We start from the raw sequence: 16222 nt of genomic DNA on the forward strand, positions 1-16222 counted from the left end.
GGAAAGCGGTGATCCGTCGGGTCAGTCGAGCCGTCGTCCCTTCGGGACCACCGACCGGAGCTCGCCGTAGAGGTAGAGCCCGACGCCGAGCGGCTCGCGTCCGCCCGCGAGGTCGTGGGCCGCGATCAGGTAGCCCCAGTCGCCGTCCCACTCGAGCTCCTGGTCCCGGCCGCGAACGAACGGCTTTGCTTCCTCGGGGGTGAGTTCGACGACGTTTCGTTCGGCCAGCCGGCCGAAGCGCTGGGCGGCGTTCGTCGTCGGCTTCCAGTGTTCTTGACGGGTGCGCAGGAACGTCATGCCCAGCCCCTCGATCCCGACCGGCGAGGGGAGGTCGCTCGCGAGGATCCAGACCTTGCCCGCGCCCTTCTCCCAGAACGTGTAGCCCTCGAACGTCTCGGGAGGGATCGCGAAGCGCTCGTCCCACCACTCGAGGACCTCCTCGCGCGTCGCCCGGCCCTCGTCCTCGCGTTCGTCGGCACTCGCGGGCAGCCGGTCGAAGCGGCTTCCGTCGTTTCCCTTCGATCCGTCGCTCATCCCGTCACCTCCAGTCTCGCACAGAAGAACCCGCCCGTGTCGTTGTGATGGGGGTAGAAGCGTTCGGCGTGGCGGACCGACCCGTCGTAGCGCTCGCCCTCCCACTCGGTGACGCCGGGCACCGAGTCCAGCCCGCTCTCGAAGGGGACGACCCTACAGTCCTCGTTCGCGAGGACGTGATCGAGGACGGCCTCGTTCTCCTCGGGGGCGAACGTACACGTCGAGTAGACCACCGTTCCGCCTTCCCGGGTGGCCTGGATCGCCCGCCGGAGGATCCCTTTCTGGACGCCCGCGATCCCCTCGACGTGGTCCATCGTCCACTCGTCGAGCGCATCGGGGTTCTTGCGGATCGTCCCCTCACACGAGCAGGGGGCGTCGACCAGCGCCCGGTCGAACTCGGTACTGAAGGGTTTCAACGAGAAGTTTCGTGCGTCCGAGTTGGTCACCGCGACGCTCGTCGCGCCCAGGCGCTCGGCGTTCGAGCGGAGCGCGGAGAGGCGACCGAGGTTGCTGTCGTTGGCGACGACGAGTCCCCGATCGTCCATCAGCGCCGCGAGCTGCGTCGTCTTTCCGCCCGGCGCCGCACACGCGTCCCACACCCGTTCCCCGGGGTCGGGATCGAGTACCGTCGCCGGGAGCGAGGAGATCTCCTCCTGGCCGTGGATCCAGCCGTGGAAGTACGGCCACGTGTTGCCTGGCTTCGTCGTCTCGAGTTCGAGTACCCGCTCGTTCCATTCGCGCCCCTCCCAGCCGATGCCCTCCTCGTCGAGGGCATCGCGGACGCGTTCGGGACCTGCCTTTATCGCGTTCACCCGAACGACGGCGGGGAGCGGCCGCTCGCAGGCGGCGAGGAACGCCTCGAAGTCGTCGACGAGCGGTTCGTACCGCCGGAGCGGCTCCATCACCCACGGCTACCGCCGGCCGGCGTTTGGGCGTTTCGATCGGCCCCCTCAACACTCCGGGTGGTACCCCTCCCTGTACTCCGCGTGTTCGAGCCACTCCTCGAGCGCGGGTCGGACGTGATAGCGGGCCGTCTCGGTCCGCTCGTCGTACTCGATCGCTCCCGCGGCGACCAGTTTCGGCACGTGGCGCTCGCGGAGCTCGTCGGCGATCCGGTTCGAACGACGCTCGGCTGTGATGGTTCTGCCGTCGTCCTCCAACTGCCCCACCCGAACCGCCAGTCGATCGACCGTCATCGAGCCCCCCTTGGCTCGATGGAGTGCGTACAGTGCGTACCGTCTTCGGCGATCGCTCAGCACCTCGAACACCGAATCGAGGTCGAGCACCGACGCCGTCGTCGTCGTGTTCATTCCATCCCCCTCTCGGTCATTATTGAGCTATAGTTCATTGTTGGCTGCTAGTATCAGTTGGCGAATTTTATACGATCCCTGTCACTTACTGTGGGAGATGGATATCGACGTCCATAAGTACTAGGCTTGATAGCCCATGCCGCGAGGTCGGCTTCTTCGATCCATCGTAGCAAGCCACGCGTTGAAGTCGGTCGGGGACGATGACAGCCCATGGCACAGATCGCCGTCCACGACGAGTCGGTCTCGTTCGACGAGCCGTTCCTCGTCGAGGGGCTACCGGGGCTCGGCCTCGTCGGGAAGATCGCGACCGACCACATCGTCCGTGAACTCGAGATGACCCACTACGCGAGCGTCCACTGCGACGGACTCCCCCGGATCGGCGTCTACCACCAGGACGACGACGACCTGAAGCCGCCCGTTCGGCTGTACGCCGCCCCCGAACACGACCTGCTCGCGCTCCAGAGCGAGGTGCCCGTCTCGGGTAGCGGAGCACCCGAGTTCGCCGTCTGCGTCTCGAGTTGGTTCGAGGACGAGGGGGTGACGCCGATCTATCTCAGCGGCCGGCCCGCCGAGAAGGACTCGTTCCCCGAACTGTACGGGGTCGCGACCGGCGACGGTCGACGCCACCTCGACGATGCGGGGATCGTCCCGCCCCGCGAGACGGGGTTCATCAGCGGGCCGACGGGCGCGCTGCTCAACCGAGCGGCAGAGGTCGATCTCGACAGCGTCGGGCTGGTCGTCGAGAGCAACCCTCAGTTTCCGGACCCCGAGGCCGCCCGCGCGCTCATCAAGAACGGGATCGGCCCGATCACCGGCGTCGAGGTCGACGTCGACTCGCTGGTCGAGCAGGCCGAGGAGATCCGCGAGCAACGAGAACAGCTCGCCCAGCGGATGGGACAGGCCGAGGACGACGAGAGCACCCAGGCCCGCCCGCTCGGGATGTACCAGTAACCCCGCCCGCGCCGGTGGCCGTCTCCTCCATCGACGGAAACGATACGCACGGATCGGGAACCGTCGCGGGACGAACGTTCCGCCCTATTTGATACGAGTAGTAGGATTTGAAAACAAAGTATTTACCAACCCCAGATAACTCAGATCTGAATGCGATCGCACGCCTGGATCGGGCCACTACGAGGGGAGGTGCAGTAAGTGGCAGCCGGATCCCGCCTCGCCGAGACGGTCACGGAACGTCGTCGCGCGGTCATCACGGTCATGTTCGTGCTCACGATCGTGCTGAGCGGCGGCGTCGGCAGCCTGGAGTACTCCTCCTCGCTCGACCAGTTCAAAAGCGACGGACCGGAAGCGGAACGATTGGACTACGTCGAGACCAACTTCGGCGATGAGGGTGGGACGACCACTCAGATCCTCGTTCGCGACGAGAACGTCCTCTCGAAGGAGTCGTTGATCGCCACTCTGGAGCTCCAGCGCGAGTTCCGCGAGGACGGGACCGTCAGTCCGACGCTCGTCGAGGACGACCCGTTCGCCGACCTCTCGACGATCGTTGCGACCACGGCCATCCGCGAGGAACGTGCGGCCGACGCCCGGACACGGCCCGATCCGTCGACGGTCGATCCGACCCTCGACGAACAGATCGAACAGTTGGAGTCGATGAACCAGTCGGAGATCGACGCCGTCCTCGATACGGTCCTCGACGAGGACGGTTCGGCGGAGGCGTTCGTCTTCCTGCCGACGGACTACGAGCCCGGTTCGATGGAGGCCGACACGCGACTGCTGTTCGTGACCCAGCAGGCCGACGGCCAGCAGGTCATCGAGGGCGAGTCCTCCGAGGAGATCGTCGAGTCCCAGCTCGCGATGGACGCGATGGTCGAGGACCGATTCGCCGACGGCTTCGCGTTCGGCGAGGGAATCATCACCGACGAGATCGATCGATCGCTCGTCGATAGCCTCTCGTTGGTTCTTCCGTTAGCGCTGCTGTTCGTCTGTCTCGTCCTCACCGTCGCCTACCGGGACCTGCTCGACATCCTCCTCGGACTCGCGGGCATCGTCGTCGTCCTGCTGTGGACGCTCGGGTTCATGGGCTGGGTCGGCATCCCCTTCACCCAGATCATGGTCGCGGTTCCCGCGCTGCTCGTAGGGCTGTCGATCGACTACGCGATCCACGTCTTCATGCGCCACCGCGAGCGCCGCGAAGAGGAACGGGACTCCTCGGGGGCCGCGATGCGGATCGTCCTCGGCGGGCTGGGCGTCGCACTCCTCTGGGTGACGACGACCGCGGTGTTCGGCTTCCTCTCGAACCTCGTGAGTCCGGTCGCGCCGATCCGCGAGTTCGGCGTCGTGAGCGCGTTCGGCATCGTCGCGGCCCTGCTCGTCTTCGGGGTGCTGGTGCCGGCGGCCAAGGTCGAACTCGACGAACTGCTCGAGGCTCGCGGGATCGACCGCCGAAACCGCGCGTTCGGCACCGACGGGGCGTTCGCGAATGTCCTCTCGCTCGGCGAACGTGCGGCGAACCGCACGCCCTGGGCCGTGATTTGCGCGGTCCTGCTCGTGACCGCTGCCGGTGCTGCCGGCGCGACGCAGGTGGACACGACGTTCGAACGGGAGGACTTCATCGCCGACGACCCGCCGGCGTGGATGGCGTCGCTGCCGGGGCCGCTCGCACCCGGCGAGTACGGCGCGAAGGAGGATCTCGCCGTGCTCAACGACCACGCCCGACAGGACACGCGGACGCAGGTGGTGGTCACCGGTGACGTCACGGACGATCGGACGCTCGAGCGCATTGCGGACGCTCACGACGTCGCGGCCGACCGGAACGCCGTGCTCGTCCTCTCGAGCGGCGAGACCGGCGTTCGCTCCCCGATTTCGGTCATGCGCGCCGTCGCGGCGGAGGACGAGGAGTTCGCGGAGGCGTTCGTGGCGGCCGACACCGACGGCGACGGCGTCCCGGACGAGGACGTCGAATCGGTCTACGACGCGTTCTACGAGGCGGACGAGGAGCGCGCCGCCGAGGTGGTCCACCGGACCGACGACGGCGAGTACGAGGCCGTTCGAATGCTCGTCACGATGCAGGGCGACGCCTCGAGCGAGGTCATGGCCGACGACACCCGTGTCGTGGCGTCGTCCCTCGACGGCGATGGACTCGAGGCGACGGCGACCGGCCAGCCGGTCGTGTTCAGCGTCGTCGAGGACGAGCTCTTCGAGACGGTGGTCCAGAGCCTGAGCGTGACCCTCGGCGCGGTCGCGGTCCTCCTCACGCTCGTCTACCGCCGAACCGCCGGCAGCGCCCTCCTGGGGGCGGTGACGCTCGCGCCGATCGTCTGTTCGGTGGCGTGGATCCTCGGAACGATGGCGCTGCTCGGGATGCCGTTCAACGCGATCACGGGAACGATCACCAGCCTGACGGTCGGGCTCGGGGTAGCGTACAACATCCACATGACCGAGCGCTACCTGCTCGAACGCCGATGCGGCGAGGTTCCGGCCGAAGCGCTTCGCCGTAGCGTCCGCGGCACCGGCGGGGCGCTGCTCGGCAGCGCGGCGACGACCGTCGGCGGGTTCGGCGTGCTCGCGTTCGCGATCCTCCCGCCGCTCCAGCAGTTCGGGCTGATCACCGGGTTGACGATCGTCTACGCCTTCGTCGGCGGCGTGTTCGTCCTGCCGAGCCTGCTCGTTCTCTGGGAGCGACACGTCGATGCAGCCGTCGGATTCGCCGTGAACCGGCCCGTGGAGGCGGCCACCGACGGTGGGCGGGAGTAACGCTCCGCGCACGTCGCGAGCGATCGACTCTTCCGGTTGGCTCGCGTACCGGAGGTATGGCCGAACTGGACGACACCGTCGAGGAGTTCCTCGACAACGCGGACGACGTCTACGCCGAGTACGATCAGGGATACATGGACGCGGACGCCGCGCTCTCGATACTGGAGGATCACCTCGACGACCTGCGTGAGGAGTTCTACGGATAGGAGCCGTAGCCGGACCGTCAGTCGCCGATCAACGCCCGGATCCGCTCCTCGTACTCGGCGAACGCGGCGTCCGTCCGTTCCCGCGGCCGCGACAGATCGACCTCGACGATCTCGCGGATGTGTCCGGGGTCGGTTCCCATCACGACCACGCGATCGGCGAGCGTGACCGCCTCGCTCACGTCGTGGGTCACGAAGAGGATCGTCTTCCTCGTCTCCTGCCAGATTTCGAGGATCTCGTCGTGGAGTCGCTCCCGAGTCTGGGCGTCGACCGCGCCGAACGGTTCGTCCATCAGAAGGATGTCGGGATCGACCGCAAGCGAGCGGGCGATCGCGACGCGCTGTTTCATCCCGCCGCTGAGCGACTTGGGGTAGGTGTCCTCGAACCCCGAGAGGCCCACGAGATCGATCATCTCCTGGATCCGCTGCTCACGTTCCTCCTTCTCGACGCCCTGCTTCTCGAGCCCGAAGGCGACGTTGCCCCGAACCGTCCGCCACGGGAAGAGCAGGTACTCCTGGAAGACGACGCCCATCTCCGTGGTCGGGCCGTCGACGGGCTCGTCCCCGAGGTAGATCGCTCCCGAGCTCGCCTCCTCGAGGCCGGCGATGATCCTGAACAGGGTGGTCTTGCCACAGCCCGAGGGACCGACGACGCAGACGAACTCCTCGGGCTGGACCGTAAAGCTCACCTCCGAGAGCGCTCGGATCGGTCCCTGGGTTCCGGCGTAGCGCTTGCTCACCGATTCGATACTGATCTTCGGATCCATGTCTACCGCCATGCGATCACCCGTCTCTGAAGGGCACGAAAGCCCACGTCCACGAGCAGGAACATCAGACTCAACACGAGGATGTAGGCGATCACCACGTCGACGGCAAGGTTGTTGCCCGCGCTCAGGATCTCCCGTCCGATGCCGGGGACGCCGAAGATCTCGGCGGCGACGACGAGCATCCAACACCGGCCGATTCCCGTCCGAATACCGGTCATGATCTCGGGCAGCGCGCTCGGCAGGACGACCGATCTGATCAGTCCGAGGTCGTCGGTGACCCCGAGGCTGCGGCCCACGTCGAGCATGTCCTCCGAAACCCCCTCGACGCCGCCGTAGGCCGCGTAGAAGTTGATCCAGAACGCCCCGACGGCGATGATGAACGCCGCGCCGGCGTGATTGATGCCGAACCACGCGATGGCGAAGCCGATCAACGCCAACGGCGGCACCGGCCGAAGGACGCGGACGACGGGGGCGAACCCGTCGTCGGCGGCCGAACTCCAGCCCAGAGCGACCCCGGCGGCGATGCCGAGCAGCGTGCCGATGACCGCTCCGGGGATCCAGTGGAGAACGCTGCTGTACAGCGCGCTGGTCATCGTGCCCGAGGCGAGCTCCGTGAGAAACGTCTCGGCGACGACGGCCGGCGAGGGGAGGATGTACGGCGGCTGGAACAGGGCGGCGACCCACCATAGCACGAGGAAGCCGGTAACGCCGATAGCTCCCCGTAGCAGGCGTCTGGTCTCCCAATCGCGTTCGAGGATATCGTCTTCGCCGACGTCGATGGCGGTGTCGTGGCTCATATCTCAGCTGACCGATTCGTAGAGGTCGTAGTCGAAGACGTCCTCGAGCGAGAGACGCTCGTCGGTCCGTCCCAGCTCGTGGGCGTACTCGGCGAAGATCTCGGTCCCCTCCTCGATCTCGCGCGGGTCCGAGACGAAGTTCGACAACGGCGAATCCAGCGCTTTCCGTGCGCGCTCGACCGGGAGCGAGGACTCGCCGATCACGGTGCTCGCATGCCGGGCGGTCGCGTCGGGCTCCTCGTTGATGAACTCCGTCGCCCGGATGTGGGCCTCGAGGAACTCCTCGCCGACCTCGTGTTCGCGGGCCGTATCGTTCATGAGCACGACGGCGGCGGGCTGGCCGGGCATGAACTCCGAGGCGATGGCGAGCCGGCCGATCGGCGATCCCTCCTCCTCGGCGATCGTCGGGACGGGCTCCATGATGCTCGTGCCGTCGATCTCGCCGTTGGCCATCGCCTGCCAGACGGCGTTCGCGCCGCCGATCTCGGTGATCTCGACGTCCTCGCCGGGCGTGAGTCCATGGATATCCGAGAGCCAGTAGCGAAGCAGGATGTCCGGAGTGCTGCCCTCGGGGAACGTCCCGAAGCGGAACGGACGGCCGTACTCGGCCTCGAACTCGGCGAACGCCTCCGATTCGTGTTCGTCCCACAGCTCGCGCAGGTCCTCGTGGGCCATGATCATCATCGGCTCCTTGATGTTCGTGGCGACGACCTTCGCGGGGATGCCCCGGTCGATGACGATCATCGAAGGGACGATCCCGAACAGCCCGACGTCGATCTCGCCGCTGGCGTACGCCTGAACGATGCTCGGGCCGTCGGTGAACTCGCGGGCGTCGACCGACACGGAGAGCTCGTCGAGATACCCCTCCTCCTGCATCACGAAGTACTGCATGTCGGGATATATCGGCATGTACGCGACCGTGAGCTCCTCGAGTTCGTCGCCCCCGAGACAGCCCGCCAGCCCCGTCAGTCCGATCGTTGCTGTACCCGCGGCTCCTTCGAGAAACGTCCGGCGGGAGATGTCGACGGGACTACCGGGTTTCGTCACAGTTGCCCCTACTAGGCTAGCCACGGGTATTCCTCGCGCGAATCCGGTAATCCATACCTCTCTTCGTGTTCCCCCTGCCCCGGCTTCTCGTACCGGATGACGCTCCTCGTGACACGAGCGTTCCGATTCCCTCGACTGACCGCGTCCTAGCTACCGGCCAATACTGTCCGTTGTTCCGATCCCGTGACACAGCAAGCGTTATGCGGGCGCGGGCCGCGCCATCGGCCATGACGGAGTTCTCCGCGCGCGTCGAGGAGGTCTCGATCAGCGGCATTCGTGAGGTGTTCGAGGCCGCCGGCGACGACGCGATCAACCTCGGACTGGGCCAGCCGGACTTCCCGACGCCCGAACGCGCCCGACGGGCGGCGATCGAGGCGATCGAGTCCGGCGCCGTCGACGGCTACACCTCGAACAAGGGCACCCGCGAGCTCCGGGAGGCGATCGCCGCGAAGTACGATCGCGACTACTCCATTCCGATGGATCCCGGCGATCTGATCGCCACCTCGGGGGGCAGCGAGGCGCTCCACCTCGCGCTCGAGGCCCACGTCGATAGCGCGGGACATGGTCCCGCTGACGATCGGACGCAGTCCGATAGTCCGGGCGAGGAGGTGCTCTTTCCGGACCCGGGGTTCGTCTCCTACGACGCGCTGACCCGGATCGCCGGCGGGACGCCGAACCCCCTCCCGCTTCGCGAGGACCTCACGCTCGATCCCGCGACCGTCGAGGAGGCGATCACCGACGAGACCGCGGCGTTCGTCGTCAACAGCCCCGCCAACCCCACTGGGGCTGTCCAGAGCGAGGAGGACGTACGCGAGTTCGCGCGCATCGCGGACGAACACGACGTCCTCTGCGTCTCCGACGAGGTGTACGAGCACGTCGTCTTCGAGGGCGAGCACCGCTCGCCGCTCGAGTTCGCCGAGAGCGACAACGTGGTCGTCGTGAGCGCCTGCTCGAAGACCTACTCGATGACCGGCTGGCGGCTGGGTTGGGTCGCGGGCAGCACGCGTCGGATCGAGCGGATGCTCAGGGTCCACCAGTACGCCCAGGCGTGCGCGAGCGCCCCCGCCCAGTACGCCGCCGAGGCCGCGCTCTCGGGCCCCCAGGACGACGTCGAGCGGATGGTCGAGGCGTTCGAGGAGCGCCGGGACCTCGTGCTCGACGGCCTCGCCGACATAGGCCTCGAGACACCCACGCCACGGGGCGCGTTCTACGCGATGCCGAAGGTGCCCGACGGCTGGGTCGAGGAGGTGATCGACCGCGGCGTCGTCGTCGTCCCGGGCGAGGCGTTCGGCGAGGGCGGCGCGGGCTACGCGCGCATCTCGTACGCGACCGGACTCGAGGAGCTCGAGGAGGCGCTCGAGATCATGCGCGAGGCGACGCGGGCGGTCCGTTGATCGTCCGCTGCGCCATCGACCTCGGAGGGACCGCCACCGGCGAACACGGCATCGGCCAGGGGAAGCGCGAGCACCTGGTCTACGAGCACGGCGAGCAAAGCGTCGAGGCGATGTGCGCGATCAAGCGTGCCCTCGACCCCGGCACGCCGAACACCGGAAAGCCGTTCCCCGAGACGATCGACGACGGGTGAGCTCGACGCGTCGGCCGTCGGAGAGGAATTCCTCGTTCGGGCGTCGACGAGACGGCGTTCGCGGGTCGGCTACCGGGCGAGAAGCGATCGCAGGCTCCGATCGGAGCGCCGCTCCGCGACGAGGACGTGGATGTCGCGCTCGGGCTCGTCGGGACGCTCGTCGACGACGTCGTAGCCCAGCGAGTCGAGCACCTCCCGCGTCTCGGCCGACGGCGTACCGAAGCAGCCGTGGGTCTCGACGACGATCGTTCGCGGTCGGATCGAGAGCTCGCGGAGTACGTCGGCCTCGGCACCCTCGCAGTCGAGCTCGAGCACGTCGCAGTCGGGCAGCTCCGTGGGCTCAACGCGGTCGGCGCCGCCGCCGTCGCCGTCGAGCTTGACGCCGGGGCCGACCAGCGCCCGCCGGGCGTCGATCCGATCGTCGACCCGGTTGAGCGCGGCGGTCTCCTCGATGAACGGGAACCGTTCCTGGGTCGGCTCGAACGTGACGACCCGGCCGTCCGGGCCGGCGTGGCGGGCGGCCACGACGCTCGAGACGCCGTAGCCGCCGCCGATCACGACCACGTCGTCGTCGGGCTCGACCGTTTCGCGGACGGCGTCGATGAGCGCCGCCTCGTACTCGGGGAACTCGTCGGTACGATCGAGGAGGCGAACCCGTCGGGCGGGGACGCCGTTGAAGACGCCGATCTTGTAGGGCAGGTGCGGGCGCACCAACCGGTTGTACGCCTGCCGGAGGGCGGTCCCGCCCCGATCCAGCGCCGTCGGCTCGGATTCGCTCGCCATGCAGGCGCGTTCGTACCACGACCGAGCGTATAAACCCAGTGACACCGCACCGACGGCGTTCTCCCGCCATCTCCGACTACCCGTCGGAACGATCCCGCGCGTACGTTTCCACCCGTTCGGCGGCGCGGCCGTCCTCGTGATCGAAGGCCAGCCGCCGGACCCGCTCGCGCTCCTCGGCGTACACCTCGGGCGACGAGCGGACCTCCTCGAGCGCGCGGAGCAGTTCGTCGAACGTTCCGGCGACGGGACCGGGCGTGACCTCGTCGTAGTCGAGGTGAAAGCCCGAATCGTCGGCATAGGACTCGCGGTCGTAGGCGTAGAACGCGACCGGTCGATCCAGTAGTAGAAAGTCGAAGTAGACCGACGAGTAGTCGGTCACGAGCGCGTCGACGTCCCGGAGCGCGGGGTAGACGTCGAACTCCGGCGGGAGGAACTGCAGACGGCCGAACCGCTCGGCGTCGACCGCGGGGTCGTTGAACGGGTGGAACTTCACGAGCATGGCCGCGTCGCGCTCGGCGAGAAAGGCGTCGAGCGCCTCGAAGTCGAGGTGGCTCGCGGGGTCGGCGTCGCCCTCGCGGTACGTCGGGAGGTAGGCGAACAGGTGGTCGACGTCATCGGCGAGGGCGGCGACGGCGTCGTGTGCGTCGTCGTCCTGGCAGACGCGTTCACCGGGCACCTCGCGGACGAGCGCGTCGTTTCGTGGATAGCCCGTCACGGGGAGGTCGGCGTCGGTGCGGAACGCCGACCGGAAGTACTCGCCGAACCCGGCCGCCGTGAGGGTGATGGCGTCGAACTGCCGATAGGTGTAGAGCCGCGAGAGCCGATCGAACGCCGAGAGCTCCGCGAAGCGGGGCGCGTCGGCGGCGATGCGTTTCAGCGTGACGCCGTGCCAGAGCTGGATCAGGCGTGTCCCGCCGGTAGGCCACAGCGGCAGGTCGGTCATGCTGCCGGTGACGAAGACGGTCCCCGCGCGAAGCAGCAGCCACCGGCCGCGAAGCGAGTCCGCGCGGTAGGCCTCGAACCCCTCGGCGCGCAGGTCGCGCACCGTCCTCTCGCGTTTCGAGATCCAGACCGGCCGCGTCCCGCCCTCGTTCGCGACATGGAGGAAGAGGTACTTCGCGTTCCCCTCGAAGCGCTCGCCGCCGCGGGCGCCGAACGTCCACACCGACTCCTCGCGGGGGACGAGATGGGCGAGGCGGTGGGCGAGCAACGAGAGCCCGGACCGAAGCGCCCGTCGAACGTCCACTCAGTCCTCCCCGCGGAGTCGGCGGGCCGCGCGCAGGTCGTCGCGGTCGTCGATCTCGATCCAGTCGTCGTGCACCTCGACGATTCCGAGCGGATGGTCGGGGACGAGGCGGTCGAACGCCGCCTCGTACCACTCGTTGGTCCGACCCGCCTCGACGAGGTCGTCGAGGTGACCGACCAGCGCCTCCGACCCCTCGGGGTCGAACTTACAGACGCCGATGTACTCGCCGTCCGCCCGTTCGAGCTCCTTGCCGACGCCGACGACGCGGCCGTCCTCGACGCGGACCTTCATCTCCTCTTCGTCGAGCTCCTTCGCGGCGTCGACGACCAGCGCGGAGCCGTCGTGCTCGCGGAGTCGATCGAGACACTCCGGCGGGAACAGCGTATCGGAGTTGACGAGCGTGAAACCCTCTTGGAGGCGTTCGCGCGCCAGCCACAGCGAGTAGCTGTTGTTCGTCTCGCGGAAGGCCTCGCTGTGGACGTACTCGAACGCCAGTTCGTCGTACTTCCCACAGAAGCGACGGATCTGGTCGGCCTCGAAGCCCGTGACGACCGTCACGCGCTCGTAGTCCGCGGCGACGAGCGCGTCGAGGATGTGGCCGAGGATCGGCCGGTCGCCGACCTCCAGGAGCGTCTTCGGCGTTTCGTCGGTAAGCGGCTGGAGGCGTCGGCCGATTCCGGCGGCGAGGATCACCGCATGCACGTCGCACTGACTACGTACACCACTCATTACCCCGTGTGATCCGCGAGCAGGACGAAAAGCGTGGCGAACTCCCGACCGGACGCGCCCGCAGTCGCGACGACGGGACCCCCTCCGAACGGGCCCCCGCGGCGCGGACCGGGACTACCGTCGTACGTTCGTCCGGGCAAATGTATTTACAGCGTATCGTGCATACGGGTGCATGGAGTACGACGATACCCAACTGGCGACCGAGTTCGCCGAGCGAACCCGCGAGTTCGTCAACGATGTCGTGATCCCCGTCGAGCGGGAGACGCTCGGAGACGGCCCCGCCGACAGCGACGTCGTGGCTGACCTTCGGGAGCGCGCGCGCGAGCGCGACCTCTACGCCCCCCACCTGCCCGAGGAGTACGGCGGCCAGGGGCTGAACTACCGCGACATGCTCCCCGTCTTCGAGGCGGCCGGCCGGAGCCTGCTCGGCCCGCCCGCGCTTCGGGTCGAGGCGCCCGACGAGGGCAACATGCACACCCTGGAGCTTTTCGGCACGGAGGAACAGAAGGAGCGGTGGCTCGAGCCGCTCGCCGCGGGCGAGATCCGCTCGGGCTTCTCGATGACCGAGCCGATGCAGGGCGGCGGCTCGGATCCGAAGATGCTCAGGACGGATGCCGAGAACGAGGACGGAGAGTGGATCATCGACGGCCACAAGTGGTGGACCACTCAGGGCGCGGAGGCCGACGTGTTGATCGTGATGGCGCGCACCGACCGGGAGGCCCACCCCTACGAGGGCTGCTCGCTGTTTCTCGTGCCCACCGACACGGAGGGCGTCGAGGTCGTGCGCAACATCCCCCACGTCGGCGGCGAGGTCACGGGGATGAGTCACGCCGAGATCCGGTTCGACGGCGTACGGATCCCCGAGGAGAACCTGCTCGGAGAGCTCAACGAGGGGTTCACCCACGCCCAGGAGCGCCTCGGCCCCGCTCGCCTGACCCACTGCATGCGCTACTCGGGGATGGCCGAGCGGGCGCTCGACGTCACGAAGGCGTACGTCTCCGAGCGCGAGGCGTTCGACGGCCCGCTCGCGGAGAAGCAGTCGGTCCGCTTCACGATCGCCGAGGCCGAGACGAACCTGCATGCCGCCCGGACGATGGTACGCCACGCCGCCCGCGAGATCGAGTCGGGCGGGCAGGCACGGATCCCGGTCGCGATGGCGAAGGTGTTCGCCGCCAACACCATCCAGGAGGTGATCGACGACTGCCTCCAGCTCTGTGGCGCGAACGGCATCGGCAAGGACCTCCCGATCGCGGACTTCTACGAGAACGTCCGCCAGTTCCGCATCGTCGACGGCGCCGACGAGGTCCACAAGCGCGTGATCGCCCGCGACGCGTTCTCGGAGGTGAACCCCGACGAGATCGAGGCGATCACGCGCTACGAGGAGTGAGCGCGGTCGTCCCGCCGGTCCGCGATCGGTTCCTGCCGTAGCCGTTCCCGGAACGCACAGACTCTCGCTCATCAGGGCACCCCGTTTAATACCGTCGCCCCTCTCGAATCGCCATGGAGACGATCTCGCTCGGTAACGAGGAGTTCGAGGGCCGCAACAACGCCTACCTGCTCGAGGGCGAGCCGGTGACGCTCGTCGATACGGGCATCGCCACCGACCGGACGCGAGAACAGCTCCGCGAGTCCCTCGCGGATCGCGGCTACGACTTCTCGGACGTCGAACGGATCGTCCTCACCCACTGGCACCCCGACCACGCCGGGCTCGCCGGCGAGATCCAGGCCGAGAGCGGCGCAACCGTCCACGCCCACGCGGCCGACGCGCCGCTGATCGAGGGCGACCCCGAGGCACTTTCCGCGCTCGACGAGCGTCGCCGCTCGCTCGTCGAGCAGTGGGGGATGCCCCCGGAGAAGCGCGAGGAGCTGTTCGACTTCCTCGACGCACACGACGGGATCGCGGGCGAGCCGGCCGACGTCACGCGGATCGAGGACGGCACGACGATCGATGTCGGCGGGACGGTCCTCGAGACGATCCACACGCCGGGCCACGCCGCCGGACTCTGCTGTTTCGAGCTCGACGGCGGGCGCGAGGCGCTCGTCGGCGACGCGATCCTGCCGGTCTACACGCCGAACGTCGGCGGGGCGGACGTCCGCGTCGACCGTCCCCTCGAGCGGTACCTCGACTCGCTCCGCACGCTGATCGAGCGCGACTACGAGCGGGTGTGGCCGGGCCACCGCGACGTCATCGAGGAGCCGACCGACCGCGCACGGGAGATCGCGTCGCACCACCGCGAACGGACCGAGCGCGTCCTGGGAGTGCTCGAGGAACGCGGTCCCGCCGACGCGTGGACCGTCAGCGCCCACCTCTTCGGCGAGCTCGAGGGGATCCACGTCGTCCACGGCCCCGGCGAGGCGTTCGCCCACCTCGATCACCTCGAGCGGGCGGGCGCCGTCGAGCGCGACGGCGGCGAGTACGTCCTCGTCGACGCACCCGACCTCGACTCGCTGATCCCGCCGGCGTAGCGTCCTCGGTCGGTTCCGAAGGGTCCCTCGACGGCCGAGTGCCGGCGTCTCGGAACGGACCGACACGACCGTCTCCGTCGAGATCGAGTATATCGACCGGGATCGCAGCGCCGAGGGACGCACAACTATGTGAACCCGATCCGAACCACCGGTATGGTCTTCGCACGCCACGGGGGAGGAGCACGCGCCGACCTGGCGGCGATCGCCTCACAGGTCCATCCCGTGTTCATGCTGCCGCCGATCGCCGCCTCCTGGTTCGGCAGCATGCTGGCCGGGGAGTTCTCGCTACTGACGGGCGCGATCCACGCCACCGCGATCTTCGCGGCCGTCTACACCGCCCACGTCAAGGACGGCTACGTCGACTTCTACGGCCGCGGCGAGGACGACGATCACCCGCTCTCAGAGCGGGGCTGTGAGCGCGCGCTGGCGGGCGCGGCCGCCCTCTTCGTGCTCTGTCTGCTCGCGCTCGCCGGCAGGGTCGACGCGTGGGCCGCGCTGCTCACGCTTCCCTGCTGGCTCATCGGCTACCACCACGCCCCGCAGCTCGACACCAACCCCGTCACCACGACGACGGGCTATCCGGCGGGCATCGCGCTGGCCATCCTCGGTGGTTACTACGTCCAGGCGGGCACCGTCGGAACGAGCGCGCTCTCGTTCGCGCTCGTCTTCCTCGTGTTGCTCTCGGGCGTGAAGGTGATCGACGACGAGCAGGACTACGCGTACGATAAGTCGATCGAGAAGCGAACCGTCGCGGTCGCCGTCGGCCCCGAGCGCGCCCGGCAGAGCGCCTACGCGCTGATGGTGCTCTCATTACTACTGGTGGTGGGCCTCGCGCTGGTACGAGTGTTCCCGCCGAGTTCGGTGTTCGCGGCGGTCGCCTTCGGCGCGGTCGCCGCGGTCTCGCGCCGAGCGGACTCAGAGATCGCCACCATGCTGCTGGTGCGTGGCTCGTACGTCTTTCTCGCTCTGTTGCTCGCGGCGACCTGGTTCCGACCGCTTTCCTGATCGAATCGAGCGGCCGTCGCGGGTCGGGTGGTTTTAATT

At 68.1% G+C, this 16222-nt stretch carries 16 protein-coding genes and 1 pseudogene; 8 read left to right on the forward strand and 9 right to left on the reverse strand.

The window, feature by feature from the left end; translation table 11 throughout:
* Nucleotides 1-21: 21 nt before the first annotated feature.
* From V0Z78_RS16855 to V0Z78_RS16865, 3 genes are read right to left on the reverse strand one after another with little or no spacing between them, the layout of a single operon-like run.
* Nucleotides 22-534 carry a DUF7122 family protein gene (locus V0Z78_RS16855; RefSeq protein WP_336345833.1) on the reverse strand — a complete coding sequence of 171 codons (513 nt, stop codon included), beginning with the start codon at nt 532-534 and terminating at the stop codon, nt 22-24.
* Nucleotides 531-1436, reverse strand: coding sequence for an RsmB/NOP family class I SAM-dependent RNA methyltransferase (locus V0Z78_RS16860; RefSeq protein WP_336345834.1), 906 nt, complete (start codon nt 1434-1436; stop codon nt 531-533). The genes V0Z78_RS16855 and V0Z78_RS16860 overlap by 4 nt, the downstream gene beginning before the upstream one ends.
* A gap of 48 nt (nt 1437-1484) precedes the next feature.
* Nucleotides 1485-1844: a DUF7344 domain-containing protein gene (locus tag V0Z78_RS16865; protein WP_336345835.1), complete on the reverse strand. Its 360-nt coding sequence runs from the start codon at nt 1842-1844 to the stop codon at nt 1485-1487.
* Between the two features lie 210 nt (nt 1845-2054).
* On the opposite strand from V0Z78_RS16865, the gene V0Z78_RS16870 reads away from it, so the two are divergent.
* The 3 genes from V0Z78_RS16870 (at nt 2055) to V0Z78_RS16880 (ending at nt 5761) form a co-directional block, all read left to right on the forward strand.
* Nucleotides 2055-2795: a proteasome assembly chaperone family protein gene (locus V0Z78_RS16870; protein WP_336345836.1), complete on the forward strand. Its 741-nt coding sequence runs from the start codon at nt 2055-2057 to the stop codon at nt 2793-2795.
* Between the two features lie 198 nt (nt 2796-2993).
* On the forward strand, nt 2994-5555 hold the full coding sequence (locus tag V0Z78_RS16875; protein ID WP_336345837.1) for an efflux RND transporter permease subunit: 2562 nt from the start codon (nt 2994-2996) through the stop codon (nt 5553-5555).
* 56 nt (nt 5556-5611) lie between these two features.
* Entirely contained in the window at nt 5612-5761 is a 150-nt protein-coding gene (locus tag V0Z78_RS16880; RefSeq protein ID WP_336345838.1) for a hypothetical protein, read from the forward strand.
* Between the two features lie 17 nt (nt 5762-5778).
* Here V0Z78_RS16880 and V0Z78_RS16885 read toward each other — a convergent pair whose 3' ends face one another.
* From V0Z78_RS16885 to V0Z78_RS16895, 3 genes are read right to left on the reverse strand one after another with little or no spacing between them, the layout of a single operon-like run.
* On the reverse strand, nt 5779-6537 hold the full coding sequence (locus V0Z78_RS16885) for an ABC transporter ATP-binding protein (protein WP_336345839.1): 759 nt from the start codon (nt 6535-6537) through the stop codon (nt 5779-5781).
* Complete coding sequence (locus tag V0Z78_RS16890; RefSeq protein ID WP_336345840.1) at nt 6528-7322, reverse strand: ABC transporter permease; 795 nt, start codon at nt 7320-7322, stop codon at nt 6528-6530. Before V0Z78_RS16890 ends, V0Z78_RS16885 begins: the two co-directional genes overlap by 10 nt.
* Before the next feature lie 3 nt (nt 7323-7325).
* Complete coding sequence (locus tag V0Z78_RS16895; protein ID WP_409338755.1) at nt 7326-8369, reverse strand: ABC transporter substrate-binding protein; 1044 nt, start codon at nt 8367-8369, stop codon at nt 7326-7328.
* 227 nt (nt 8370-8596) lie between these two features.
* Between V0Z78_RS16895 and V0Z78_RS16900 the strand changes: the two genes are divergently transcribed.
* Both V0Z78_RS16900 and V0Z78_RS16905 read left to right on the forward strand, forming a co-directional pair.
* Nucleotides 8597-9763, forward strand: coding sequence for a pyridoxal phosphate-dependent aminotransferase (locus tag V0Z78_RS16900; protein WP_336345842.1), 1167 nt, complete (start codon nt 8597-8599; stop codon nt 9761-9763).
* Nucleotides 9763-9954: pseudogene (locus V0Z78_RS16905) on the forward strand (FAD-linked oxidase C-terminal domain-containing protein); the annotation flags it as partial. The gene V0Z78_RS16900 and the pseudogene V0Z78_RS16905, both read left to right, overlap by 1 nt.
* Before the next feature lie 69 nt (nt 9955-10023).
* On the opposite strand, the gene V0Z78_RS16910 reads toward V0Z78_RS16905, so the two are convergent.
* The 3 genes from V0Z78_RS16910 to V0Z78_RS16920 form a co-directional block, all read right to left on the reverse strand.
* Nucleotides 10024-10737 (reverse strand): class I SAM-dependent methyltransferase, encoded by a 714-nt coding sequence (locus V0Z78_RS16910; protein WP_336345844.1) that lies wholly within the window; start codon nt 10735-10737, stop codon nt 10024-10026.
* A 76-nt stretch (nt 10738-10813) separates the two neighbouring features.
* Complete coding sequence (locus V0Z78_RS16915; RefSeq protein WP_336345845.1) at nt 10814-11983, reverse strand: CDP-glycerol glycerophosphotransferase family protein; 1170 nt, start codon at nt 11981-11983, stop codon at nt 10814-10816.
* Entirely contained in the window at nt 11984-12712 is a 729-nt protein-coding gene (locus V0Z78_RS16920) for a phosphocholine cytidylyltransferase family protein (protein WP_336345846.1), read from the reverse strand.
* 172 nt (nt 12713-12884) lie between these two features.
* On the opposite strand from V0Z78_RS16920, the gene V0Z78_RS16925 reads away from it, so the two are divergent.
* The 3 genes from V0Z78_RS16925 (at nt 12885) to V0Z78_RS16935 (ending at nt 16183) form a co-directional block, all read left to right on the forward strand.
* Nucleotides 12885-14099, forward strand: coding sequence for an acyl-CoA dehydrogenase family protein (locus V0Z78_RS16925; RefSeq protein WP_336345847.1), 1215 nt, complete (start codon nt 12885-12887; stop codon nt 14097-14099).
* A gap of 113 nt (nt 14100-14212) precedes the next feature.
* On the forward strand, nt 14213-15178 hold the full coding sequence (locus tag V0Z78_RS16930; protein ID WP_336345848.1) for an MBL fold metallo-hydrolase: 966 nt from the start codon (nt 14213-14215) through the stop codon (nt 15176-15178).
* A gap of 153 nt (nt 15179-15331) precedes the next feature.
* On the forward strand, nt 15332-16183 hold the full coding sequence (locus tag V0Z78_RS16935; protein ID WP_336345849.1) for a UbiA family prenyltransferase: 852 nt from the start codon (nt 15332-15334) through the stop codon (nt 16181-16183).
* Nucleotides 16184-16222: the final 39 nt, after the last annotated feature.

The organism is Halalkalicoccus sp. CG83 (genome assembly GCF_037081715.1).
Lineage (GTDB): Archaea > Halobacteriota > Halobacteria > Halobacteriales > Halalkalicoccaceae > Halalkalicoccus > Halalkalicoccus ordinarius.

Coding starts and splice junctions, on each gene's coding strand:
- V0Z78_RS16925 (WP_336345847.1), top strand. CDS start 12,885: ATGGAGTACGACGATACCCAACTGGCGACCGAGTTCGCCGAGCGAACC.
- V0Z78_RS16855 (WP_336345833.1), bottom strand. CDS start 534: ATGAGCGACGGATCGAAGGGAAACGACGGAAGCCGCTTCGACCGGCTG.
- V0Z78_RS16930 (WP_336345848.1), top strand. CDS start 14,213: ATGGAGACGATCTCGCTCGGTAACGAGGAGTTCGAGGGCCGCAACAAC.
- V0Z78_RS16865 (WP_336345835.1), bottom strand. CDS start 1,844: ATGAACACGACGACGACGGCGTCGGTGCTCGACCTCGATTCGGTGTTC.
- V0Z78_RS16920 (WP_336345846.1), bottom strand. CDS start 12,712: ATGAGTGGTGTACGTAGTCAGTGCGACGTGCATGCGGTGATCCTCGCC.
- V0Z78_RS16935 (WP_336345849.1), top strand. CDS start 15,332: ATGGTCTTCGCACGCCACGGGGGAGGAGCACGCGCCGACCTGGCGGCG.
- V0Z78_RS16885 (WP_336345839.1), bottom strand. CDS start 6,537: ATGGCGGTAGACATGGATCCGAAGATCAGTATCGAATCGGTGAGCAAG.
- V0Z78_RS16890 (WP_336345840.1), bottom strand. CDS start 7,322: ATGAGCCACGACACCGCCATCGACGTCGGCGAAGACGATATCCTCGAA.
- V0Z78_RS16900 (WP_336345842.1), top strand. CDS start 8,597: ATGACGGAGTTCTCCGCGCGCGTCGAGGAGGTCTCGATCAGCGGCATT.
- V0Z78_RS16860 (WP_336345834.1), bottom strand. CDS start 1,436: ATGGAGCCGCTCCGGCGGTACGAACCGCTCGTCGACGACTTCGAGGCG.
- V0Z78_RS16870 (WP_336345836.1), top strand. CDS start 2,055: ATGGCACAGATCGCCGTCCACGACGAGTCGGTCTCGTTCGACGAGCCG.
- V0Z78_RS16880 (WP_336345838.1), top strand. CDS start 5,612: ATGGCCGAACTGGACGACACCGTCGAGGAGTTCCTCGACAACGCGGAC.
- V0Z78_RS16910 (WP_336345844.1), bottom strand. CDS start 10,737: ATGGCGAGCGAATCCGAGCCGACGGCGCTGGATCGGGGCGGGACCGCC.